Origin of the sequence: Nonomuraea sp. NPDC049646 (genome assembly GCF_044465525.1) — a bacterium.
Taxonomy (GTDB): domain Bacteria; phylum Actinomycetota; class Actinomycetes; order Streptosporangiales; family Streptosporangiaceae; genus Nonomuraea.
In genome coordinates, this window is the sequence record NZ_JBITLU010000004.1 from 59049 (window position 1) to 79965 (window position 20917).

20 protein-coding genes are annotated in these 20917 nt (G+C 72.3%); 10 read left to right on the plus strand and 10 right to left on the minus strand.

Going from position 1 to position 20917, the window contains the following annotated elements:
* Positions 1–25: 25 nt before the first annotated feature.
* The 3 genes from ACIBQ8_RS12745 to ACIBQ8_RS12755 are packed head-to-tail and all read right to left on the minus strand — an operon-like array spanning position 26 to position 3793.
* Positions 26–1513 carry an AMP-binding protein gene (locus ACIBQ8_RS12745; protein WP_397179608.1) on the minus strand — a complete coding sequence of 496 codons (1488 nt, stop codon included), beginning with the start codon at positions 1511–1513 and terminating at the stop codon, positions 26–28.
* Positions 1514–1515: 2 nt separating this feature from the next.
* The gene (locus ACIBQ8_RS12750) at positions 1516–2583 is read right to left on the minus strand and encodes an LLM class flavin-dependent oxidoreductase (RefSeq protein WP_397191987.1); all 1068 of its coding nucleotides are present in this window, start codon (positions 2581–2583) and stop codon (positions 1516–1518) included.
* Between the two features lie 46 nt (positions 2584–2629).
* Positions 2630–3793 (minus strand): MFS transporter, encoded by a 1164-nt coding sequence (locus ACIBQ8_RS12755; protein ID WP_397191988.1) that lies wholly within the window; start codon positions 3791–3793, stop codon positions 2630–2632.
* A gap of 74 nt (positions 3794–3867) precedes the next feature.
* Here ACIBQ8_RS12755 and ACIBQ8_RS12760 point away from each other — a divergent pair, with 74 nt between their 5' ends.
* On the plus strand, positions 3868–4869 hold the full coding sequence (locus ACIBQ8_RS12760; protein WP_397179611.1) for an ROK family protein: 1002 nt from the start codon (positions 3868–3870) through the stop codon (positions 4867–4869).
* Between the two features lie 31 nt (positions 4870–4900).
* Here ACIBQ8_RS12760 and ACIBQ8_RS12765 read toward each other — a convergent pair whose 3' ends face one another.
* Complete coding sequence (locus ACIBQ8_RS12765) at positions 4901–6340, minus strand: ATP-binding protein (protein ID WP_397191989.1); 1440 nt, start codon at positions 6338–6340, stop codon at positions 4901–4903.
* Positions 6337–7986, minus strand: coding sequence for an FAD-dependent oxidoreductase (locus tag ACIBQ8_RS12770; RefSeq protein ID WP_397191990.1), 1650 nt, complete (start codon positions 7984–7986; stop codon positions 6337–6339). Before ACIBQ8_RS12770 ends, ACIBQ8_RS12765 begins: the two co-directional genes overlap by 4 nt.
* Before the next feature lie 84 nt (positions 7987–8070).
* On the opposite strand from ACIBQ8_RS12770, the gene ACIBQ8_RS12775 reads away from it, so the two are divergent.
* Complete coding sequence (locus ACIBQ8_RS12775; protein ID WP_397179614.1) at positions 8071–8643, plus strand: TetR/AcrR family transcriptional regulator; 573 nt, start codon at positions 8071–8073, stop codon at positions 8641–8643.
* Here the strand turns inward: ACIBQ8_RS12775 and ACIBQ8_RS12780 are convergent.
* Entirely contained in the window at positions 8633–9394 is a 762-nt protein-coding gene (locus tag ACIBQ8_RS12780) for an SDR family oxidoreductase (RefSeq protein ID WP_397179615.1), read from the minus strand. The genes ACIBQ8_RS12775 and ACIBQ8_RS12780 overlap by 11 nt on opposite strands.
* A gap of 24 nt (positions 9395–9418) precedes the next feature.
* A complete protein-coding gene (locus ACIBQ8_RS12785) occupies positions 9419–10273 on the minus strand; it encodes an RNA polymerase sigma-70 factor (protein WP_397179704.1) in 855 nt (284 codons plus the stop codon).
* 105 nt (positions 10274–10378) lie between these two features.
* Between ACIBQ8_RS12785 and ACIBQ8_RS12790 the strand changes: the two genes are divergently transcribed.
* Both ACIBQ8_RS12790 and ACIBQ8_RS12795 read left to right on the plus strand, forming a co-directional pair.
* Positions 10379–11056, plus strand: coding sequence for a ThuA domain-containing protein (locus ACIBQ8_RS12790; RefSeq protein ID WP_397179616.1), 678 nt, complete (start codon positions 10379–10381; stop codon positions 11054–11056).
* Positions 11057–11107: 51 nt separating this feature from the next.
* Positions 11108–11995 carry a hypothetical protein gene (locus ACIBQ8_RS12795; protein WP_397191991.1) on the plus strand — a complete coding sequence of 296 codons (888 nt, stop codon included), beginning with the start codon at positions 11108–11110 and terminating at the stop codon, positions 11993–11995.
* 13 nt (positions 11996–12008) lie between these two features.
* On the opposite strand, the gene ACIBQ8_RS12800 is transcribed toward ACIBQ8_RS12795, so the two are convergent.
* Positions 12009–12638, minus strand: coding sequence for a MerR family transcriptional regulator (locus ACIBQ8_RS12800; RefSeq protein ID WP_397191992.1), 630 nt, complete (start codon positions 12636–12638; stop codon positions 12009–12011).
* A gap of 15 nt (positions 12639–12653) precedes the next feature.
* Positions 12654–13502 (minus strand): LysR family transcriptional regulator, encoded by an 849-nt coding sequence (locus ACIBQ8_RS12805; protein ID WP_397179619.1) that lies wholly within the window; start codon positions 13500–13502, stop codon positions 12654–12656.
* 276 nt (positions 13503–13778) lie between these two features.
* On the opposite strand from ACIBQ8_RS12805, the gene ACIBQ8_RS12810 reads away from it, so the two are divergent.
* A complete protein-coding gene (locus ACIBQ8_RS12810) occupies positions 13779–14849 on the plus strand; it encodes a thiolase C-terminal domain-containing protein (protein WP_397179620.1) in 1071 nt (356 codons plus the stop codon).
* Positions 14850–14852: 3 nt separating this feature from the next.
* Here the strand turns inward: ACIBQ8_RS12810 and ACIBQ8_RS12815 are convergent, their stop codons facing one another.
* Positions 14853–15803 carry an N-acetylglucosamine kinase gene (locus tag ACIBQ8_RS12815; RefSeq protein WP_397179621.1) on the minus strand — a complete coding sequence of 317 codons (951 nt, stop codon included), beginning with the start codon at positions 15801–15803 and terminating at the stop codon, positions 14853–14855.
* Between the two features lie 79 nt (positions 15804–15882).
* On the opposite strand from ACIBQ8_RS12815, the gene ACIBQ8_RS12820 reads away from it, so the two are divergent.
* The 5 genes from ACIBQ8_RS12820 to ACIBQ8_RS12840 are packed head-to-tail and all read left to right on the plus strand — an operon-like array spanning position 15883 to position 20747.
* Positions 15883–16752: a MurR/RpiR family transcriptional regulator gene (locus ACIBQ8_RS12820; RefSeq protein ID WP_358298526.1), complete on the plus strand. Its 870-nt coding sequence runs from the start codon at positions 15883–15885 to the stop codon at positions 16750–16752.
* A gap of 1 nt (position 16753) precedes the next feature.
* A complete protein-coding gene (locus ACIBQ8_RS12825; protein ID WP_397179622.1) occupies positions 16754–17488 on the plus strand; it encodes a sugar isomerase domain-containing protein in 735 nt (244 codons plus the stop codon).
* Between the two features lie 17 nt (positions 17489–17505).
* Positions 17506–18918, plus strand: a complete 1413-nt coding sequence (gene ngcE / locus ACIBQ8_RS12830; protein WP_397191993.1) for an N-acetylglucosamine/diacetylchitobiose ABC transporter substrate-binding protein — start codon at positions 17506–17508, stop codon at positions 18916–18918.
* Positions 18918–19829 carry a carbohydrate ABC transporter permease gene (locus tag ACIBQ8_RS12835; RefSeq protein WP_397179624.1) on the plus strand — a complete coding sequence of 304 codons (912 nt, stop codon included), beginning with the start codon at positions 18918–18920 and terminating at the stop codon, positions 19827–19829. The genes ngcE and ACIBQ8_RS12835 overlap by 1 nt, the downstream gene beginning before the upstream one ends.
* Positions 19830–20747 (plus strand): carbohydrate ABC transporter permease, encoded by a 918-nt coding sequence (locus ACIBQ8_RS12840; RefSeq protein WP_352363084.1) that lies wholly within the window; start codon positions 19830–19832, stop codon positions 20745–20747. It abuts the gene before it with no gap.
* Positions 20748–20917 lie beyond the last annotated feature (170 nt).

Consider the following 20917-nt stretch of genomic DNA (forward strand, 5'->3'; position numbering starts at 1 on the left):
CCGGCCTGCGGGCCGGGCGCGCGGGTCAGGCGCCCGGGTAGTTGCCGCCGCCGTACGCGGCGTCGAGGGCGTCGTAGTCGGGGGTGAAGCCCTGCTTGGGGATGGCGTCGGCGAACACCACCTCCCGCGGCCTCTTGTACGCCGCCAGCTCGCCCCTGACGTGCGCGACCAGGTCGTCCGGCGTGGCGGCGGCGTCCGGCCTCAGCACGACCACCGCCTTGACCGCCTGGTGCCAGCGCGGGTCGGGCACGCCGATCACCGCGGCGTCGGCGACGGCCGGGTGGGTCCGCAGCGCGCGCTCGACCTCGGCCGGGTAGATGTTCTCGGCGCCCGACTTGATCATGCGCAGCCGGGGGCCGATGAAGGTGATGGTGCCGTCGGGTTCGCGGCGGCCGAGGTCGCCGGTGTGATGCCAGCCGTACCGCGACTTCTCAGCATTTAAGTCGGGCCGGGCGAAATATCCGGAAAAGAGGGTCTTGCCCCTCGCGCAGATCTCGCCCGCCTCGCCCACCGGCACCTCCACGCCCTCCGGATCCAGGATGCGCACCTGGACCAGCGGCGACGGACGTCCCGCGAACCCCGCCCCGCCCTCGGCCAGCCCGAGGAAGGTGAGCATGCCGCCCACCTCCGTCTGCCCGTACCCGCCCATCTTCGAGCGGCACCAGGGCGAGTCGTCCACGGTGATCATGTCGTCCCACTCGGCGGAGTGGGCGACGAAGCGCAGCGAGGACAGGTCGTACTTGCCGCCCGCGTTCGCCGCCGCGACCGCGTCGATCATCGGCCCGAACAGGAACGCCTGCGTCACCCGCTCGGCGTCCACCAGCCGGCAGACCTCCTCGGCGTCGAAGGCGGGCGTGAACACGTTCGTGCCGCCGATCTGGAGGGTGGCCAGGCAGAACATCATCGTCCCGACGTGGAAGAGCGGCCCGTCGTTGAGGAAGGTGAACCCCGGCTCCATCTGCCGGACGACGAGCAGCGTGGCGCTGTGGGCCACCAGGGCCGCGCTGCTGAGCAGGGCGGCGCCCGGCCGGCCCCCGAAGGCGGCGGTGTAGAGGGCGAGCACCGGCTCGGCGTCGTCCACCTGCGGGAACTCGCGCAGCGAACCGCCGGCGACCATCTCCTCGTACGGCTCGCCCGCCCGCACCCACGTCGCCTCGTCCGCCAGCTCGGCGGCGGTGTCGGAGTGCTGCCAGACGACGACCCGCGGCGCCAGGTCGGCCAGGACGAAACGCAGCTCGTCCCCGGACTGCCGCCAGTTGGCCGGGCAGAGCACCGCGCCCAGGCGGGAGCAGGCCAGCAGCAGCTCCAGCACGGCGTGCGAGTTCTGGCCGAGCCACAGCACCCGGTCACCGGCGGCCACGCCGCGCCCGGCCAGGGCGTCGGCCAGCCGCGTCACGCGGGCGTCCAGCTCGGGGTAGGTGAGCCGCACGTCCCCGTCCACCACGGCGGTGACGTGAGGGCGGCTGCGGGCGTGGTCGGCCAGGACGTCGGACAGGGTGAGGCTGTGGATCATCGTCATCCTCCTGCGGGGGCGAAGGCCGGCATGACCTCGGCGGCGAAGAAGCGCATGACCCGCTTCATGTCCTCCAGCGGCATGGGCCTGGTGCTGCCGAAGTCGCACAGGAGGTTGCTGAAGCCGGCGTCACTGAGCAGCGAGATCTGCTCGATCACGCGGGCGGGGTCGCCGATGACCTCAAGCTGCTCCCAGCGGAAGTCCGGCGAGACCGAGCCGCCCTTGAGGTAGCGGTCCTGGTAGTACTCGAAGCCCTGGGCGGCCTTGCCGGTCCTGGCGTCGATGGGCGCGCTGCGCTCGTTGAAGATGCGCGAGCGGTCGAAGGACGCCTCGAACCTGGCCTGGTCCTCGCGGGCCCGCTCCAGCGTGGGGGCGACATAGACGCTGCGGGCCACCACCAGGTCGGCGCCCGCCGGGTGGCCGGCCCGCGCGGCCGTCTCCCGCCAGGTCTCGGCCGCCCTGACGACCTTGCGGAACGTCGCCGCGGGGTCGGCCAGGACGGGCAGGCCGCGCTCGGCGTACATGGTGACGGTCTCGGGGGAGACCGCGGCCACGTGCAGCGGCGGGTGCGGCGACTGCAGCGGGCGTGGTACGAGCGAGACCTCGGCGCCGGTCCGGTAGAACTTCCCCTCGTGCCGGTACGACTCCCGCGTCCACAGCCCGAGGATCACCTCCAGCGCCTCGTTGAACCGGTCGCGCGCCTCGGCCAGGTCGATGCCGAAGCCCTCGAACTCGAAGCTCTGGTACCCCCGCCCGATCCCCAGGTCGAGCCGCCCGCCGGAGAGCACGTCCACCTGCGCGGCCTCCTCGGCCACGTGGACGGGGTTGTGCAGCGGCAGCACCACGATGCCGGTGCCGAGCCGGAGCCGGGAGGTGCGGGCGGCGGCGTGGGCGAGCATGGTGAACAGGTTGGGGACCACGCCGTAGTCGCGGAAGTGGTGCTCGGCCAGCCGCACCCCGTCGAAGCCCAGCTCCTCGGCCAGCTCGATGAGCTCCAGATGGTAGTCGTAGACGTCCTTGAAGCTCTGGCCGTCGAAGCGGTGGAAGAGGTGGAAGGTCGAGAACTTCATGCGGCGGCCTCTCCGTATGTAAACCAAGCGCTCGCTTGGGAGCGTATCACGCCGGCTGCCGCTCCAGGACCACCTCCCGGGTCGCCTCGCGCGGCCGCAGCACCGGCGCGAGCAGCGTGAGCGCCACCAGGATCCCCGTGATCAGCGCGAACGCCGCCGGGTACGACACGCCGTCGGCCACCCATCCCGTCACCGCCGGCGCGGTCAGCCCCGACAGGTACGTGATCGTCGCGACCCCGGCGACCCCCTCGCCCGGCGTGGGCCCCGCGTTCCCCGCCGCCGCGAACACCAGCGGCACGATGACCGCGACCCCCAGCCCGACCAGCGCGAACCCGACGATGCCCAGCGCGGGCGTGCGGGCCAGGACCACCAGCACGCCGCCCACGACCGCGATGATCCCGCCCGTCCTGACCGCCCGCACCGGGCCGGTCAGGCGCACCACCCGGTCGCCCAGCAGCCGGGCGCCGGCCATGCAGAGCATGAAGATCGTGTAACCCGCGGCGGCCACGCCGGGCCCGGCGTCGGCGACGTTGGTGAGGTAGACCGCGGCCCAGTTGGAGCTGGCGCCCTCGGCGAACGTGCCGCAGAAGCCGACCACGCCGATGGCCGCGATGGCGCGCGAGGGCAGGGCGAACCGGCGCGGCGCGGGCCCGGCGGCGGCCCGCGGCCCGTCGGGCAGCAGCCCGCGCCCGGCGATCCCGCTCGCGACCACCAGGACGGCGGCGACGACCCCCAGGTGCAGGCGGGCGTCGACGCCGGCGTGCGCGGCCAGGGTGCCGAGGCCGCCGGCCGCCAGGCTGCCGACGGCCCACATGCCGTGGAGGCCGGAGATGACCGGCTTCTTCAGATGCCGTTCAAGGGTCACGCCGTGGGCGTTCATGACGACGTCGCACATGCCCGCCGACGCGCCGTACAGCAGGAAGATGACGAACAGCCACACGGGGGCGGGGGCGAAGGCGGGCAGGGCCAGGCCGCCGCACCACAATGCGAGCAGCGCGCGCGTGGTGGCGCGGCTGCCGAACCGGTGGGCCAGGCGACCGGCCAGCGGCATCGCCGCGAAGGCCCCGATCGAGGGGCAGAGCAGCGCGAACCCGAGCATCGCCGCGCTCAGGTGGACGTGTTCCTGGAGCCACGGGATGCGGGTGGCGAAACTGCCGGCGACGGCTCCGTGCGCGGCGAAGACGGCCGCGATGGCGCGATGAGGGCTCATGGCGAGAGAAACTATCAGGGAACCTTCCTGATGAAAAGAGCTATCAGGGAGCCTTCCTGACTATTATGGACGGCGTGAAGACCGCGACCCCGTCCATGGCCCGTGCGATCAACGACCGGCTCGCCCTCGACCTGCTGCTGGAGCACGGTCCGCTGACCGCTCCGCAGCTTCGTGAGCTGACCGGCCTGTCCCGGCCCACCGTCTCCGACCTGATCGAACGGCTCAAGGGCGGCGGCCTCATCGAGGAGGCCGGCGAGCGCGGCGAGGACCGTCGCGGCCCCAACGCCCGCCTCTACGCGCTGGTCGCCGGCCGGGCCCACGTCGCCGGGGTCGACCTGCGCCGCACGGCGATCAAGGTCACGGTGGCCGACCTCACCGGCCACGTGGTCGGTGAGGCCGTCCGCGAGATCTCCGGCGACCTGGTCGATCTCGTCGCGGCCACGGTCGCCGAGGCCGCCGGGGGCCGCGCGCTCGACAACGTGGTCATCGGCGCCCCCGGCCTGGTCAAACCCATGGACGGCGAGCTGGCGGTGGCCAATGACGTGCCCGGGTGGCGGCCCGGCCTGGTGGGCGCCGTGCGCGAGCGGCTGGGCGTGCCCGTCGTCCTGGAGAACGAGGTGAACCTGGCCGCCGTCGCCGAGCTGCGCACCGGCGCCGCCCAGGGCAGCGACGACTTCGTGCTGCTCTGGCTGGACGACGGCATCGGCGCCGCGGTCGTGCTCGGCGGCCGGGTGCGGCGCGGCGCGTCAGGCGGCGCGGGCGAGGTCGGCTTCCTCGACGTGGAGGGCACGCCGTTGTGCATCCTGCTCCAGAACACGACCCGGCCCGACGAGCTGGCGCGCCGGGTGGCCAAGGGCGCCTTCGCCTTCGTCACCCTCCTCGACCCCGGCCTGGTGGTGCTCGGCGGGGCCACCGGCCAGGAGGGCGGCGACGGGCTGGCCGAGCAGGTCGCCGTCCGGCTGGGCGAGCTGTCGCCCGCGCCCACCGAGGTCAGGGCCACCCGGGTCGGGGGCAACGCGGTGCTGGAGGGGGCCGTGCTGACCGCCCTCGACGCGGCGCGGGACAACGTCTGGTGACCCGCGCCGCGCAGTGCTCAGCGGACCCGGCTTACTGGACGGCGGCGGGCTCGCGCAGCGGCAGGCGCACCTCGAACCAGGTCTCGCCCGGCACCGAGCGCACCTTGATCTCGCCGCCGTGCCGCCCGGCCACGATGCGGTAGGAGATGTCCAGGCCGAGCCCGGTGCCCTCGCCCACGCTCTTGGTGGTGAAGAACGGCTCGAAGATCCGGTCCTTGATCGCCTCGGGCACGCCGGGGCCGGTGTCGCCGATCTCGACGATCGCCTCGTCCTCGTCGTGGGCGGTGCGGACGGTCAGCGTGCCCTCGTCGCCCATGGCGTCGAGCGCGTTGTGGATGAGGTTCGTCCACACCTGGTTGAGCTCGCCGGCGTAGCAGGGGATGAGCGGCAGCGTGCGGTCGTAGTCGGTGACCACGCTGACGCCCGGCGCGATCTTGCCGCGGAAGATGGCGATCGTGCTGTCGAGCAGGTCGTGCACGTCGATCAGCTGGAACGGCGCCCGGTCCATCTGCGAGTACTGCTTGGCCGAGCGGATCAGCGAGGTGATGCGCTCGGTGGCCTCGGTGACCTCGTTCAGCATCTGCGAGATCTCGATGGCCTCGGCCAGCCAGTGGAGGGCGGCCGGGGTGTGCTCCTCGCCCACCTTGCCGCGGATCTTCTGCAGGTACTCGGCGGTGAAACCGGCGTTGACCAGCGCGGGAGCCAGCTCCCACGCGTCCTCGACGCCGACGTCCTCCAGCGCCTCGCCGAGCGCGTCCTCGGCGTCGGAGATCTCCAGCGGGGAGCGCTGCGGCTGGTTGCCCAGGTTGCTCGTGCACGCCTCCTGGGCCTCGATCAGCGTGCGCAGCTTCTCCGGCGGGATGCCGGCCTCGGCGAGCTGGGCGAGCTGGATGCGGGACGCCTTGATCAGCGAGCGCAGCTCGCTCACCGCGCGCACGGCCGCCGCCGCCGGGTTGTTCAGCTCGTGCGTGAGCCCGGCGGTGATCGTGCCGAGCGCGGTCAGCCGCTGCCGCCGGTCGATGATCTCCCGCTGCATGCGCCCGCCCGACATCATGCCGTCGAGCAGGTGCATCGCCATCGGGAACCACTCGGCCACGATGTAGGCGAACTTCTTGGCGGGCAGCAGGAAGATCCGCGAGGGCGCGGTCGCGCGCAGCGTGTGCTGGTAGGTCTCCGGCGCCCGGTCGCCCAGGTAGGCCGAGGTAGCGCCGCCGTAGACGCCGGGCTGGGAGGCGCGCGGCATGGCGACGGTGCCGGCGCTGACCGTCTCGTTGATCATCTGCACCTCGCCCGCCAGCAGCACGGCGAAGCACTCGGCCGGCTCGCCCTGCCGGACGATGTCCTCGTCCTGGGCGTAGGAGCGCACCCGGCCGCTGGCGGCCAGCTTGCCGAGCTGCTCGTCGGTCAGCCGCTCGAACAGGAAGAGCTTGCGCAGTTCGTCGATGTCGACGGTGTCGAGGCGGTCGGTCATTGCTTCTCCAGATAACGATGCACCAGCGCGACGGCCATCGCGCCCTCACCGACGGCGGAGGCCACCCGCTTGATCGACTCGGCCCGCACGTCCCCCGCGGCGAACACGCCGGGCACGTTGGTCTCCAGGTAGTAGGGCTCGCGGCGCAGCGTCCAGTTGCGCGGCCGCCTGCCGCCCTGCACCAGGTCGGGCCCGGTCAGCACGAACCCCTTGGCGTCCCGCTCGATCGTCTCGCCCAGCCACGACGTGTACGGCTCGGCCCCGATGAACACGAACAGGTACTGGGCGTCGACCGTGCGCTCCTCGCCCTTGGTCGACAGCGTGAGCCGTTCGAGGTGGTCGTCACCGGCGCCGGCGACGACCTCGGTCAGGAGGCTGACCTCGATGTTGTCGATCGCGTTGATCTGCTCGATGAGGTAGTGGGACATGGACTTCTCCAAACCATCACTCCTCACCAACAAATGGACCTTGCGCGCGAATCCCGCCAGGTAGACGGCCGCCTGCCCGGCCGAGTTGGCCGCGCCGACGATGTGGACCTCGTTGTCCTTGCACGCCGGCGCCTCGGTCAGCGCGGCGCCGTAGAAGACGCCCCGGCCGACGAACTCGTCCAGGCCGGGCGCCTCCAGCCGCCGGTAGGTGACGCCGGTGGCCAGGATGACCGCGTGGGCGGCGATCTCCCCGCCGTCCTTGAACCCGATCACCCGGGCCTGCCCGCGCGGCTCCAGATGGGTGACCTTGCGCGCGCTCAGCAGCTCGGCCCCGAACTTGAGCGCCTGCCGGCGCGCCCGGTCGGCGAGCTGCTGCCCGGACACCCCGTCGGGGAAGCCCAGGTAGTTCTCGATCCTGGAGCTCTGGCCCGCCTGGCCGCCCGAGGCGTGCGCCTCGACCAGCACCGTGTTCAGGCCCTCCGACGCGCCGTAGACCGCCGCGCCGAGGCCCGCGGGCCCGCCGCCGACCACGATCAGGTCGTAGAAGTCGGTGGCCGGCGTGGTGGACAGCCCGACCGCGGTGGCCAGCGTGGCCTGGTCGGGGGACTCCAGCGTGGTGCCGTCCTCGGTGACCACCAGCGGCAGGTGACAACCCTCGCCCGCCGCCTTGACGAGCTGCGCGCCCTCGGGGTCCTCGGCCAGCATCCACTGGTAGGGCACGTGGTTGCGGGCCAGGAAGTCCCGCACCTGGTACGAGCGCGCCGACCAGCGGTCGCCCACCACGCGCAGCTCGGGACGCGCCGTCCGGTCGGTCCGCATCCAGGCGTCGAGCTGGCCGTCGATCACCGGGTAGAACTTCTCCTCCGGCGGGTCCCACGGCTTGAGCAGGTAGTGATCGAGATCGACCACGTTGATCGCCTGGATCGCGGCGTCGGTGTCGGCATAGGCGGTCAGCAGCACCCGGCGCGCGTACGGGTACATGTCCATGGCGGCTTCCAGGAACTGCACGCCGTTCATCTGCGGCATCCGGTAGTCGGCCAGGATCGCCGCCACCTCGTCGCCGCGCAGCCGCATCTCCTTGACCGCCTCGATGCCGTCGTGGGCCGCCTCGGCGCGGACAATCCTGTACTCATGGCCGTACCGGCGCCTGAGGTCACGCGCCACCGCCCGCGACACCCCCGGGTCGTCGTCAACCGTCACGATGACCGGCTTGTCCATTCCTCTACCTTCTCCCCAATGGTCCCTAAGGGAAGGATGTCATGCACGCGTGGGTTGGTGAGCACTCGCTCATATCATGGGCCGATGAGCACCCGTGAGCGCATCCTCGACGCCGCCGAGCAGGCCATTCGGGAGTTCGGCATCTCGGGCGCGACCACGCGGCGCATCGCCCAGGCGGCCGGCTGCTCCGAGGCGCTGCTCTACAAGCACTTCGCCGGCAAGGAGCAGATGTTCCTCGCGGTCCTGCTCGAACGGCTGCCCGCGCTCGCCCCGGCGCTGGCCCGGCTGCGGCAGAGCACGGGCGAGGGCGACCTGGCCGGCAACCTCACCCGCTTCACCCTGGCGGCGCTGGAGTTCTACACCGAGGCCGCCACCATCGCCTCCGGCATGCTGGCCGACCCCTCGCTGCTGGCCCGCTTCAAGCACATGCTGGCCGCCACCGGCACCGGCCCCCACCTGCCGATCAGGTCGCTGGCCGAGATCCTCGACGCCGAGCGGGCCGCGGGCCGCACCGACGCCGGCCTCGACCCCGGCGCGGCGGCCGCCCTGCTGATGGGCGCCTGCTTCCATCGGGCCAACCTGTCCTACTTCGTCGACCCGGCCGACAAGGACGAGGAGTGGGCGGCCGGCGTCGTCGCCGCGCTGCTCAGGCGATGACCCGGCCGGCGCCGCCGTCGACCAGCATCGAGACGCCGTTGACGTACGAGGCCCGCTCGCTGGCCAGGAACGCGATCACGTCCCCCACCTCGTCGGCCTGACCGACCCGCCCGACCGGCACGGCCCGGCCGCGCTCCTCGACCACGTCGTCGCCGCCCGACATGCCGCGCAGGCGTTCGGTGTCGATCGCCCCCGGCAGCACGTTGTTGACCAGCACGCCGTCGCCGCCGACCTCGCGGGCCAGCGTGCGCACGAGCCCGGCGACGGCCGGGCGCATGGCGTTGGACAGCGCCAGCCCGTCGATCGCCTCGCGGACGGACGAGCTGGTGACGGTGACGATCCGGCCCCACCCCCGCGACCGCATCTCCGGCAGCACCGCCTGGATCAGCCGGACGGTGCCGAGCAGGTTGCGCTGCACCGCGACGTCCCAGTCCTTGAGGCCGACCTCGTCGAAGCGGCCGGTGGGCGGGCCGCCCGCGTTGGCCACCAGGATGTCGACCGGGCCGAGCACGTCGCGCGTCTCGTCGGCCACCCGCTGAGCCGCCGCCGGGTCCTCCACGTCGGCCAGCACGGCGTGCACCACGTGGCCGAACTGCTGCAGCTCCACCACCGCGTCCGCGAGCCGTTCCGGGTTGCGCGCGCTGACGCACACGTCGCAGCCCTCGCGCGCGAGGCTCTTGGCGGCGGCCAGGCCGATGCCCGCGCTGCCGCCGGTGACCAGGGCTACCTTGCCCGAGATGCCGAGATCCATAAGCCGACTATAGTGACGGGCCGATCACTGCGGCCGCACCCGGGTCAGCTTGTCCGGGTTGAGCACGCCGTAAAGCCCCTGGATACGGCCGTCGCGCACGTCGAGGGCGATGAGCTGGTCGCTTCCGGCCACGTGCGTCCACAGGGCGGGGCGGCCGTTGGCCTCGACCAGGCGCGCCCGGCTGAAGTCGTAGCGGGCCAGCAGGCCGCCGATGAAGCCGCTGACCTTGCGCCGGCCCAGGATCGGCCGCAGGGCGGCCCGGACCTTGCCGCCGCCGTCGTTCCACAGGACGACGTCCTCGTGCAGCAGCTCGGTCAGCGCGTCGAGGTCGCCGCCGCCGGCCGCCTCCATGAACTTCGTCAGCAGCCTGGCGTGGTCCTCGTTCGTCGGCGTGAACCGGTCGCGGCCCTGCGACACCCGGACCGAGGCGCGGTGGTGCAGCTGCCGGGCGTTGGCCACCGACGAGCCGACGATCTCGGCGATCTGGTCGTACGGCAGCTCGAACGCCTCCCGCAGCACGAACACCGCCCGCTCCGGCGGCGACAGCTTCTCCATCAGGTGCAGGGTCGCGAAGGAGAGGGTGTCGCGCAGCTCCGCCGTGTCCAGCGGCCCGGCCTCGCCCGTCGCGACCGGCTCGGGCAGCCACGGCCCGGTGTACGCCTCCCGCCGCACCCGGGCCGAGCGAAGCTGGTCGAGGGCCAGCCGCGAGACCACGGTCAGCAGGAACGCGCGGGGCTCCCTGATCTGGCTCCTGTCGGTGCCCTCCCACCGCAGCCATGCCTCCTGCACGACGTCCTCGGCGTCCCACATGCTGCCGAGCAGGCGGTAGGCCAGGCCCAGCAACATGGGGCGGTATTCCTCGAAGTCCACGTCCGGCATCATGCCCTGCCGCCCGGACGGGCGGCTCGGCGGGGGCTCGGCGGGGGGGCGCGGCGGCGGCGCCACGGGGTGGCCAAGGCGGGCCGGGCGTGATGGGCTGGGGGCGTGGCGAGAAATCTGATCCTGTCAGGAGGGCTCTTCCACGACTTCGCCGCCACGTCGGCCGCGCTCGCCGACGTGCTGGGCGAGGTGGGCGTCGAGTCCGAGATCACCGAGGACATCGCGGGCGCGCTGAGCGAGCCGCCGGAGGTGCAGCTCATCACGGTCAACGCGCTGCGCTGGCAGATGGGCCAGGACCGCTTCGCCGACCTGCGCGGCGAATGGCGCTTCGCGCTGCCCGCCCAGGCCCGCACCACGCTCCTCGACCACCTCGACCGGGGCGGCGGCCTGCTGTGCATGCACACGGCCGCGGTCTGCTTCGACGACTGGCAGGGCTGGCCGCGGGTGCTCGGCGGCTGCTGGAACTGGCCCAAGTCCCACCACCCGCCGCTGGGCTGGACCGGCGTGCGGGTGCACGGCGCCGCCCACCCCATCGTGGCGGGCCTGCGCGACTTCGACCTGGTCGACGAGGTCTACAGCGACCTCGACGTGCTGCCGGACGTGCGGCCCCTGGCCTCCGCGCACGGCCAGCCGCTGGTGTGGGCGCGTCCGGTGCGCCGCGGCCGGGTGGTCTACGACGCGCTGGGGCACGACACCAGGTCCTACGACAACGAGATCCACCGGACCCTGCTCCAGCGGGCCGCGTCGTGGCTGCTGAAACGGCCGGTGGACGACACCGGGTGACACGTCCGGTTCGGACAAGACCCGAGCTCGCGCGGCGGGCACGATGGCTCCATGAACGTCAATCTCTCGGCGGTCGCCGGCTTCCTGGCCACGCACGCGCGGGTCCTGGACCGGCGCCGCTTCCACTTGCTCATGGAGGAGACCGGCCCGGCCTCCGTGCTCGGCGCCCTCGACGCCTACCGCAACCCCGACGGCGGCTACGGCTGGGGCCTGGAGCCCGACCTGCGCTCGCCGGAGAGCCAGCCGGGCGCGGCGCTGCACGCCTTCGAGGTGTTCGAGGAGATCGGCCCCGACACCGCGCCGCAGGCCGTCGCGCTGTGCGACTGGCTGGAGTCGGTGACGATGCCCGACGGCGGGCTGCCGTTCGCGCTGCCGCTCACCCTGACCGACGGCACCGCGCCCTGGTGGGCGGGCGCGGACACGAGCACGTCGTCGTTGCAGATCACGGCCGTCTCCGCGGCGGCGGCCCACGCCGTGGCCGCCCACGACCCGGCCGTGGCCGCGCATCCGTGGCTGGAGCGGGCCACCCGCTACTGCCTCGACGCGATCCAGGCGCTGGACGAACGGCCGCACGCGTACGTGCTCTCCTTCGCCGTGCGCTTCCTGGACGCCGTCCACGGGACGCGGCCCGAGGCGGCCGGGCTGCTCAAGCGGCTGGCCGCCCACATCCCCGAGGACGGGCGGGTGCCCGTGGAGGGCGGCACCGCCGACGAGCGGCTGAACCCCCTCGACTTCGCCCCCTACCCGGGGCGGCCGGCGCGCGAGCTGTTCGCGCCCGAGGTGATCGCCTCCGACCTCGACCGGCTGGCCGGGACGCAGCAGGAGGACGGCGGCTGGGTCGTGGACTACGCGCGGATCTCGCCCGCGGGCGCGCTCGAATGGCGGGGCGCGGCCACCGTGCGGGCCGTCGAGATCCTGCGGCGCAACGGCGTGCTCTGACCGGCCCCGATCGTCACTGCCGGCGCTGCCCGACCCGGCGGGCCGACTCCGACTCCTGGGCCATGCGACGCAGCGTGTCGAGCGCCTTGCCGTACAGGACGGTGCCCAGCACCAGGGCCTCCACGGCGGCGTCGCGCGGCCCGTCGAAGGGGATGGTGTCCATCTCGACCTCGGTCACCAGCTTCCTGGCGGCCTCGACGTACGGCGCGAGGTCGACGCGCAGGCCGAGCTGGCGCATGCGGACCATCGTCTGCGCCAGCTCGTCGCGGGTGGGGGCGTCCTCGGCGACGGTCCAGCCGAGCTCGCCGAGCAGCCGGTCGACCTCGGCCCTGGCGGTCCGCCACTCCTCGTCCTGCTCGGGCTCGACGACCGGGCCGAGCGCGTAGTGCGCGATCCCCAGCATGTGGTGGATGGGCAGCGTCTCGTCGTCGACGGCGGCGATGACCTGCTTGATGGCGGCCACGGGGAGCCGGCCCACCTCCAGCAGGGCGCGGATCAGGCGCAGCCTGCGCAGGTGGGACTCGTCGTACTCGGCGCGGGTCGCGGCGGTCTGCTCGCCCTGGTGCAGCATGCCCTCACGCAGGTAGTACTTGATCGTGGGGATGGCGACACCGGATCGGGCGCTCAGTTCTGAGATGCGCATCGATAGATAATAGCGCTATCCAGATCGGGCGACGTGGCGGGCCGCGCTCACCACCTCGTGCACGTCGGCCTGCCGGTTCCACAGGAAGACCGCCTCCAGCGGCGGCACGTCCTCCTTGATGGGGACGAAGGTGAGCGCCTCGGGCACCGCGCTGCCCTCGTGGACGCACAGGCTGTAGCCGGCCCCCGCGCCCACCATGTCGATCACCAGGTCGTGGGTGGCGGCGGCCGGGCCCAGCCGGGGATGCAGCCGATGCCGGACGAACCCCTCCAGGAATCGCCGGGCCCCGGCGACCGCGTCCGACTCGGGCATGATCAGCGGCTCGCCGGCCAGGTCCGCCAGCGACAGCGCCTCCCGTCCGGCCAGCGGGTGGTCGCGGGGGAGCAGCGCGCGGACCGGGAAGCGGTGGACGAGCATGCGGGCCACGCCCCTCGGCAGCGAGCCGGGGGCGTAACCGAGGCCGGCCTGCAACGTGCCGTCGGCGATGGAGATCAACTGCTCGGCGGTGCTCATCGGCGCGATCCGCACCGGCACGTTCTGGAGCTGCGCGAGCAGCCGGGCGGCGACGTCGGCCAGCCCGTCGGCCACGCCCAGGCGGGCGGTGCGGCCCGTGCTCCGCGCGGCGGCCACGGCTCGTTCGTAGGCGTCGAGCGCGACCGTGGCCTGGGCCAGGAACGCCTCGCCCGCCTCGGTGAGCCGCACGCCGCTGGACGATCGGCTGAACAGCTCGACGCCTATCTCCTTCTCCAGCGCCCTGAGCTGCTCCGACAGCGTGGGCTGCGCGATGTGCAGCGCGGTCGCGGCGCGGCGGAGGCTGCCGGCGCGCGCGATCGCCATCGCGTATCTGACGTAGCGCAGATCCATCTCTCACCTCGGGGTGATGATGATGGGCTATCGGCTGATCACATCTCCGTATTACAAGACGGTGCAGCCCGCGTGAAGACGTCCAGTCACGGCTTGTGCCTTCCCGCTGTTCAGGGCCTCGCCCAACCTGGCGGCGCGGCCCTTCGGGCGGAAGTCGCCGCCGTTGCGGCCGCCCGGAAACGCCGCGTACGCCCCCCGGGCCCTCGCCCGGCCTGCCGTACCGAGCAAGCGCTTGTCTCAGCGTGTTATCGTGATCGCCGAGCTGGAGGGGGCGGGATGCAGTCCTTCGCCGGGTGCGCGGCCGTGGCCGGGATCGGGATGACCGCGCTGACCAGGCAGTCCGGGCGCACCGAGCTGGAGCTGGCCGCCGAGGCGTGCCGGGCCGCCTGCGCGGACGCCGGGATCGCGCCCGGCGAGGTCGACGGGCTGCTCAGCTACCACATGAACGACTCCGCGCCGGTCGTCCAGGTCGCCCGCGCGCTGGGGATCGAGCGGCTGCGCTGGCACAACGACATCTCCGGCGGCGGGACGCAGGCCGCGTCCGTGCTGGGGGACGCGGCCATGCTGATCCACGCCGGCGTGGCCAGGAACGTCCTGGTCTTCCGGGCGCTCAACGGGCGGTCCGGCACGCGGATGAACACCGCCTCCACCGGCCCCCTGGAACGCCACACCTACGGCCTGGCGGGGCCGATCCCGCTGTTCGCCATGGCCGCGACCCGCTACCTGCACGACACCGGGCTCACCGCCGAGCACCTGCACGCCGTGGTCGCCCAGTCCAGGAGCAACGCCGCCGCCAACCCGCGCGCCCTGCGCCGCGACCCCCTGGACCTGGCCGCCTACCTGGCCAGACCGTACGTCTGCACGCCGCTGCGCACCGTCGACTGCTGCCTGGAGACCGACGGCGCGTGCGCGCTGCTGGTGAGCGGCGTCCTGGACGGGCCGCGCATCCGGGCGGTCGTCCGCGGGGGCGGCCCCGGCTGCTCCTCCATGGACCGCTCGCCGGACGTGACGGCCGTCTTCTCCTCTCACGTCGCGCCCCTGTTGTGGGCGGCGTCCGGCATGCGGCCCTCGGACGTCCGGGCGGCGCTGCTCTACGACGCCTACTCCTGGCTGGTGCCCCGGCAACTGGAGGACTTCGGGCTGGTGGCGCGGGCGGACCTGGGGGCGTACCTGCTGGAGCGGCGGCACGCGTGGGTGAACCCGCACGGCGGCCTGCTGTCGGAAGGGTACGTGCACGGGCTCAACAACGTGGCCCAGGCGGTGCGGGAACTGCGCGCCGGGCGCGAGACCGCCCTGGTGACCGGGTTCGGCGGCAGCTACGGCAGCGCCGCCCTGCTCACCCGGTGAACGTCAGGGAGCGAGCGTGAACGCCGCGTGCGAGCCGCGGCCGTCGTCGCCGGGCAGCACGCCGCGGGCCGCCAGCCAGGCCGCCGCGCCCGCCGCGTCGCGCGCCGTCGCCACCCGCTCGCCGGACAGCCGCGCCAGCACGGCCCGGCGCACCGGCCCCTCGCTGGTCAGCACGCTGCCCGCGAGCACGACGTCGCCCGAGACGTGCACCCTGCGCAAGGTGGCCACCAGCCGGTCGGCGGCCTCCTCGGCGACCTTGAGCGCCATCGGGTCACCGGCCTCGGCCGCCCGGCTGACCAGCGCGGACAGCGCGGCCAGCCGCATGTGGTCGGCCTGCGCGAGCCGGACGAGCCGGTCGGCGACCGCCCGCGGCGACCCCGGACGCTCCTCGCCCAGGAAATGCCCGACGACGAGCGCGACCAGGCTGCCCGGCTCGCCCGCCGCGCCCCGGTCGAGGGCGGAGACCACGGCCTTGGCGGCGGCGCGGCCGATCCAGAAGCCCGAGCCCTCGTCGCCCAGCAGCCAGCCGAGCCCGTCGGCGATCGTGTCGATGCGGTGGCCGGCGACCCTGGCCGCGACCGCGCCCGTGCCCGACAGCAGCAGCGAGCCGTCGGGCTCGGCGGTGCCGGCGGCGTAGGCCACCGCGACGTCCCCCTCGATCAGGGGGCCCGCCTCGATGCCGTGGCCGGCCCACACCCGGGCCAGCTCGGGGACCAGCGTGTCGACCTGGCCCGCGACCCCGGCCAGCGAGGCCACGACCAGGCCGCCGTCGTGCGACCCCAGCGCCTGACCGAGCGCCGTGCCGATCGCCGCCACCGCCTTGTCCAGACCGTGTGCCGAGGGGTTGCCGGCGCCCGCCCGCGCGTAGCCGACGCGGGTGCCGTCGAGGGTGTGGACGGAGACGCGCGTCGAGGTGGCTCCCGCGTCGACACCGACCACCAGCGATTTGGTCACGGTCGAATTCTGGGGGTTGACGTGACCGGGAAGCAAGAATAATTTTCGCCAGAAGACCGAGTATTCGGAAGGAATATTCGTGACTTCAGGAGCCCTCGGGCGCGTCGAAACGGAACTGCCCGGTCTGCCGGAGGCGTTGCGCCGGGTCGGCGAGGTGATCCTCGGCGACCCCGCCGAGGCCGCGCGGTCGACCATCATCGCGCTGGCCGAGCGGGCGGGCAGCTCGCCCGCCACCGTGACCAGGTTCTGCCGGGCGTTCGGCTTCTCCGGCTACGCCGAGCTGCGGGTCGCCCTCGCCACCGAGACCGGCAGGGCCGCGCAGGCCGGCTGGGGCGCGGGCGTCGGGCACGAGATCGGCCCCGACGACCCGCTCGACTCGGCCATCGAGGTGATGGCCGCCGCCGACGCCAGGCTCATCCAGGACACCGCCGCCCAACTCGACCTCGCGATGGTCGCCCAGGTCGCCGACGCCGTCGTCAGGGCCCGCCGGGTGCTGCTGATCGGCGTCTCCACCAGCGGGAACGTCGCCACCATGCTCGAAGGCAGGCTGCGCCGCATCGGCATCCCGTGCTGGAGCGCCGGCGACGCGCACGTGGCGCTGTCGGAGGCGGCGCTGCTCGGCGCGGACGACGTCGCCATCGGCATCAGCCACCGTGGCCGCACCCGCGAGGTCATGGAGGCGCTGGCCGAGGCGGGCAGCCACGGCGCGACCACGGTCGCCGTCACCTCCTTCGCCCGCTCGCCGCTGGCCGAGCTGGCCGGCCTGGTGCTGACGACGGCCAGCAGGGAGACCACGTTCCGGCTGGGCGGGCTGGCGGCCGTGCACTCGCAGATCTTCGTGCTCGACGCCGTCTACGTGGCGGTCGCGCAGCGCACGTACGAGCGCACCAACGAGGCGTTCGAGCTGACGATCAGCGCGGTGGAGAGCCACCGCGTGGAGAGAGGCTGACATGCGGTACGCGTCCACGGCCCTCGCCCTCGCCGGGCAGGTCGCCGAGAGCCAGGCGGAGCCGGTGCGCCGGGCCGCCGCCCTCATCGTCGCCGCGCTGCGCGCCGGCGGGGTGGTCAACGCGTTCGGGTCGGGGCACTCCGAGGCCATCGCCATGGAGATCGCCGGACGGGCCGGCGGCCTGGTGCCCAGCAACCGCCTCTCCCCGCGCGACCTCGTCCTGTACGGCGGCCGGCCGCCGAGCGTGCTCACCCCGGAGCTGGAACGCGACCCGGCCGTCGCCCACGAGATCTACGACCTGGCCCCCGTCGAGCCGCAGGACGCGTTCGTCCTGGTCTCCAGCTCCGGCGTGAACGGCACGGTCGTGGAGCTGGCCACGCTGGTCAAGGAGCGCGGCCACCCGCTCGTCGCGATCACCTCGGTCGCGCACAGCACGCGCATGACCTCGCGCCATCCCTCGGGCGGCAAGCTCATGGACCTGGCCGACGTCGTGCTCGACAACGGCTCCCCGTACGGGGACGCCGTCCTCGACCTGCCGGACGGCGGCACGTACGGCGCGGTCTCCACGATCACCTCGGCGCTGCTCGCGCAGATGGTGGTCACCGAGGCGGTGGAGGAGCTCGTCGCCCTGGGCGAGCGGCCCCCCGTCTACCTGTCGGTCAACGTGACCGGCGGCGACGAGCACAACAAGGCCCTGGAGAGCCGGTACGCAGGGCGGATACGACGAGGATCATGAACAGCTAGGAGCCATCAATGCCTGACACCCCCCATATCAGCCGTCGTCAACTCCTGCGTGGCGCGGCCCTCGTCCCCGTCGCGGGGGCGCTGGCCGCCTGCGCCACCCCGGCCGCCAAGCCCACGGCCACCGCCTCGTCCGCGCCGGTGGCGACCAGCGCGGCCAACCCGTTCGGCGTCGCGGACGGCAAGCCGCTGGAGGTGTGGATCTTCGACGGCGGCTTCGGCCAGGACTATGCCAAGACCATCCACGAGCCGCTGTTCAAGGCGAAATATCCGAAGAGCGAGATCAAGCACAACGCCACCAAGGAGATCACCAAGGTCCTCCAGCCGCGGTTCGCCGGCGGCAACCCGCCGGAGGTGATCGACAACTCCGGCGCCAACTTCATGGACTTCGGCGCCCTGTCCCAGGACGGCCAGCTCCAGGACCTCACGTCCCTGCTCGACGCGCCGAGCTGGGACGACCCCGCCGTCAAGGTCAGGGACACCATCGACCAGTCCGTCATCGACATCGGCACCTACGACGGCAAGTTCAGCGTGCTGGGTTACGTGAACTACATCCACGGCATCTGGTACTCACAGAAGGTGTTCAGGGACAACGGCTGGGAGATCCCCAAGACCTGGGACGAGTTCACCAAGCTCTGCGAGACGATCAAGAAGTCCGGCAAGATGGCGCCCTTCACGTACGCGGGCAAGTTCCCCCAGTACCTGTACGAGCCGCTGCTGACCATGGCCGCCAAGATCGGCGGCAACGAGGTGCTGGTCAACATCGACAACCTGGAGGACGGCGCCTGGACGACCGAGGCCATGAAGACCGCCGCCACGGCCTGGGCCGAGGTGGGCGCCAAGTACCTCATGGAGGGCACGACCGGCCTCGACCACGTGCAGACCCAGACGGCCCAGAACAAGTACAAGGTGGCCATGCTGCCGTCCGGGTCGTGGCTGGAGAACGAGCAGAAGAGCACCACCCCGCCCGACTTCGAGTACGGCATGTTCCCGATCCCCGACGTCACCGGCTCCGACAAGATGCCGTACGGCACCCTGCACACCCAGCCCGGCGAGAACTTCATGGTCTCGGCCAGGAGCGCCAACCCGCAGGCGGGCATCGAGTACCTGCGCGGCATGTTGTCGAAGAAGGCGGCCGGCGACTTCAGCGAGATGGTCAAGACGGTGACCGCCGTCAAGGGCGCGACCGAGGGCCGGACGATCTCACCCGGCGTCACCAGCGCCTCCAAGGCTGTCGCCGACGCCGGCGCCAACACCCTCTACTACCGCTGGAACACCTGGTACGGCCAGCTCAAGGACGAGGGCATCGCCGCCACCGGCGAGCTGATGTCCGGCGGCCTGACGCCGGAGAAGTACCTGGAGCGCATGCAGAAGAAGGCCGACGAGATCAAGAACGACTCCTCGATCAAGAAGTACCAGCGCTGATGTTGTTCAACAGGTATCGCCGCGGGCTGTTCATCACCGCGTTCCTGGCAGCCCCGGTGATCCTCTATCTCGTCTACGTCATCTCGCCGCTGCTCCAGGCGTTTCGCATCGCGATGACCGACTGGCGCGGCGTGACGGCCACCCCGAACTTCATCGGGCTGGACAACTTCGTCCGCCTGTTCAAGGACGGCGTCTTCTGGAAGGCCGTCACCCACAACGCCATGCTGCTCGTGCTGCTGCCGCTGCTCACGATCGTCATCGCGCTGTTCTTCGCCTTCCTGCTCAACGTGGGCGGGCGCAAGGGCTCCTCGGGCATCGCGGGCTCGAAGTTCTACCGGGTGGTGTTCTTCTTCCCGCAGGTCCTGGCCGTGGCCGTGGTGGGCGTGCTGTTCCAGCAGGTGTTCCGGCCCGACGGCAGCGGCATGCTGAACGGGCCGCTGATCGCGCTCGGCGCCAAGCCGGTCGGCTTCCTGTCCGACCCCGGCCTGGCCTTCTGGTCGGTGCTCGGCGTGCTGGTCTGGCAGGCGGTCGGCTTCTACGTCGTGCTGTTCTCGGCCGGGCTGGCCTCCATCCCGCGCGACATGTTCGAGGCGGCGCAGATCGACGGCGCGGGCCGGTTCAGCCTGTTCTTCCGCATCACGCTGCCGCTGCTGTGGGACACGATCCAGGTGGCCTGGGTCTACCTCGGCATCCTGGCGCTCGACGCGTTCGCGATCGTGTGGGTGATGACCGACCAGCACGGCGGCCCCGACTGGTCGACCACCGTCATGGCCGCCGAGATCTACCGCAACGCCTTCCAGTACTTCCGCTTCGGCTACGCCTCGGCCCTCGGCGTCATGATGTTCTTCTTCACCGTCGGCTTCGCCATCCTCTCGCTGCGCCTGTCACGCCGCGAACGAATCGAGTACTAGATGACAACGACGACCACGTGGACGGTGGCGAACTCCCGCAAACTGGCCCGGCAGGAGCGCCGGCGGCGGCTCGGGCCGATGGCCGTGCTCTCCCACGTCGCGCTCCTGGTGTGGACGGTGCTCGTCGTGGTGCCGATCCTGTGGACCTTCCTGGCCTCGGTGAAGAGCGAGGACGAGATCTTCGGCGAGGCGTGGGGGCTGCCGGCCAAGCTCAACTGGGACAACTTCGCCCGCGCCTGGGAACAGGCGCACATCGGGCAGTACATGCTCAACAGCGTCATCGTCGTCACCTTCAGCGTCGCCGGGACGATGCTGCTCGGCTCGATGGCCGCGTACGTGCTGGCTCGCTACCCCTTCCGCGCCAACCGGCCGATCTACTTCCTGTTCGTGTCCGGGCTGGCCTTCCCGGTGTACCTGAAGCTGACGCCGCTGTTCTTCGTCGTGCAGAACATGGGGGCGGTGCCGCTGGTGGGGCCGTACATCGGGTTGAACACGCATGCGGGGCTGGTGCTGGTCTACATCGCGTACTCGATGCCGTTCACGGTGTTCTTCCTGACCGCGTTCTTCCGTACGCTGCCCACGGCGGTGGGGGAGGCGGCCATGGTGGACGGCGCCTCGCACACCCGGGTGTTCTTCCAGATCATGTTGCCGATGGCGCGGCCGGGCATCATCAGCATCACGATCTTCAACGTGCTGGGGCAGTGGAACCAGTACCAGCTTCCGCTGGTGTTGCTCCAGGACCGGGACAAATGGGTGCTCACGCAGGGGATCGCCGACATCTCGACGTCCGCCGGGTACGACCAGGACTGGTCGGCGCTGTTCGCCGCCCTGACGCTGGCGATCCTGCCGATGCTGGTCGTCTACACGGTGTTCCAGCGCCAGATCCAGTCCGGCCTGACGTCGGGAGCCCTCAAGTAGGGGGCTTCGCCTCTGGGCTCAGAGGTCTTCGTCGGGGGCGCTTCGCGCTCGGAGACTCAGGCGGTTTTTCCTGGGGCGCCTGGCGGCGCAACCCCCGCGCCTGGCGGCGCAACCCCCGCGCCTGGCGGCGCAACCCCCGCGCCTGGCGGCGCAACCCCCGCGCCTGGCGG

Excerpts from the sequence above, each read along its gene's own strand:
- ACIBQ8_RS12745 (WP_397179608.1), bottom strand. The coding sequence starts at position 1,513 with ATGATCCACAGCCTCACCCTGTCCGACGTCCTGGCCGACCACGCCCGC.
- ACIBQ8_RS12750 (WP_397191987.1), bottom strand. The coding sequence starts at position 2,583 with ATGAAGTTCTCGACCTTCCACCTCTTCCACCGCTTCGACGGCCAGAGC.
- ACIBQ8_RS12755 (WP_397191988.1), bottom strand. The coding sequence starts at position 3,793 with ATGAGCCCTCATCGCGCCATCGCGGCCGTCTTCGCCGCGCACGGAGCC.
- ACIBQ8_RS12765 (WP_397191989.1), bottom strand. The coding sequence starts at position 6,340 with ATGACCGACCGCCTCGACACCGTCGACATCGACGAACTGCGCAAGCTC.
- ACIBQ8_RS12770 (WP_397191990.1), bottom strand. The coding sequence starts at position 7,986 with ATGGACAAGCCGGTCATCGTGACGGTTGACGACGACCCGGGGGTGTCG.
- ACIBQ8_RS12775 (WP_397179614.1), top strand. The coding sequence starts at position 8,071 with ATGAGCACCCGTGAGCGCATCCTCGACGCCGCCGAGCAGGCCATTCGG.
- ACIBQ8_RS12780 (WP_397179615.1), bottom strand. The coding sequence starts at position 9,394 with ATGGATCTCGGCATCTCGGGCAAGGTAGCCCTGGTCACCGGCGGCAGC.
- ACIBQ8_RS12785 (WP_397179704.1), bottom strand. The coding sequence starts at position 10,273 with ATGCCGGACGTGGACTTCGAGGAATACCGCCCCATGTTGCTGGGCCTG.
- ACIBQ8_RS12795 (WP_397191991.1), top strand. The coding sequence starts at position 11,108 with ATGAACGTCAATCTCTCGGCGGTCGCCGGCTTCCTGGCCACGCACGCG.
- ACIBQ8_RS12800 (WP_397191992.1), bottom strand. The coding sequence starts at position 12,638 with ATGCGCATCTCAGAACTGAGCGCCCGATCCGGTGTCGCCATCCCCACG.
- ACIBQ8_RS12805 (WP_397179619.1), bottom strand. The coding sequence starts at position 13,502 with ATGGATCTGCGCTACGTCAGATACGCGATGGCGATCGCGCGCGCCGGC.
- ACIBQ8_RS12810 (WP_397179620.1), top strand. The coding sequence starts at position 13,779 with ATGCAGTCCTTCGCCGGGTGCGCGGCCGTGGCCGGGATCGGGATGACC.
- ACIBQ8_RS12825 (WP_397179622.1), top strand. The coding sequence starts at position 16,754 with ATGCGGTACGCGTCCACGGCCCTCGCCCTCGCCGGGCAGGTCGCCGAG.
- ngcE (WP_397191993.1), top strand. The coding sequence starts at position 17,506 with ATGCCTGACACCCCCCATATCAGCCGTCGTCAACTCCTGCGTGGCGCG.
- ACIBQ8_RS12835 (WP_397179624.1), top strand. The coding sequence starts at position 18,918 with ATGTTGTTCAACAGGTATCGCCGCGGGCTGTTCATCACCGCGTTCCTG.
- ACIBQ8_RS12840 (WP_352363084.1), top strand. The coding sequence starts at position 19,830 with ATGACAACGACGACCACGTGGACGGTGGCGAACTCCCGCAAACTGGCC.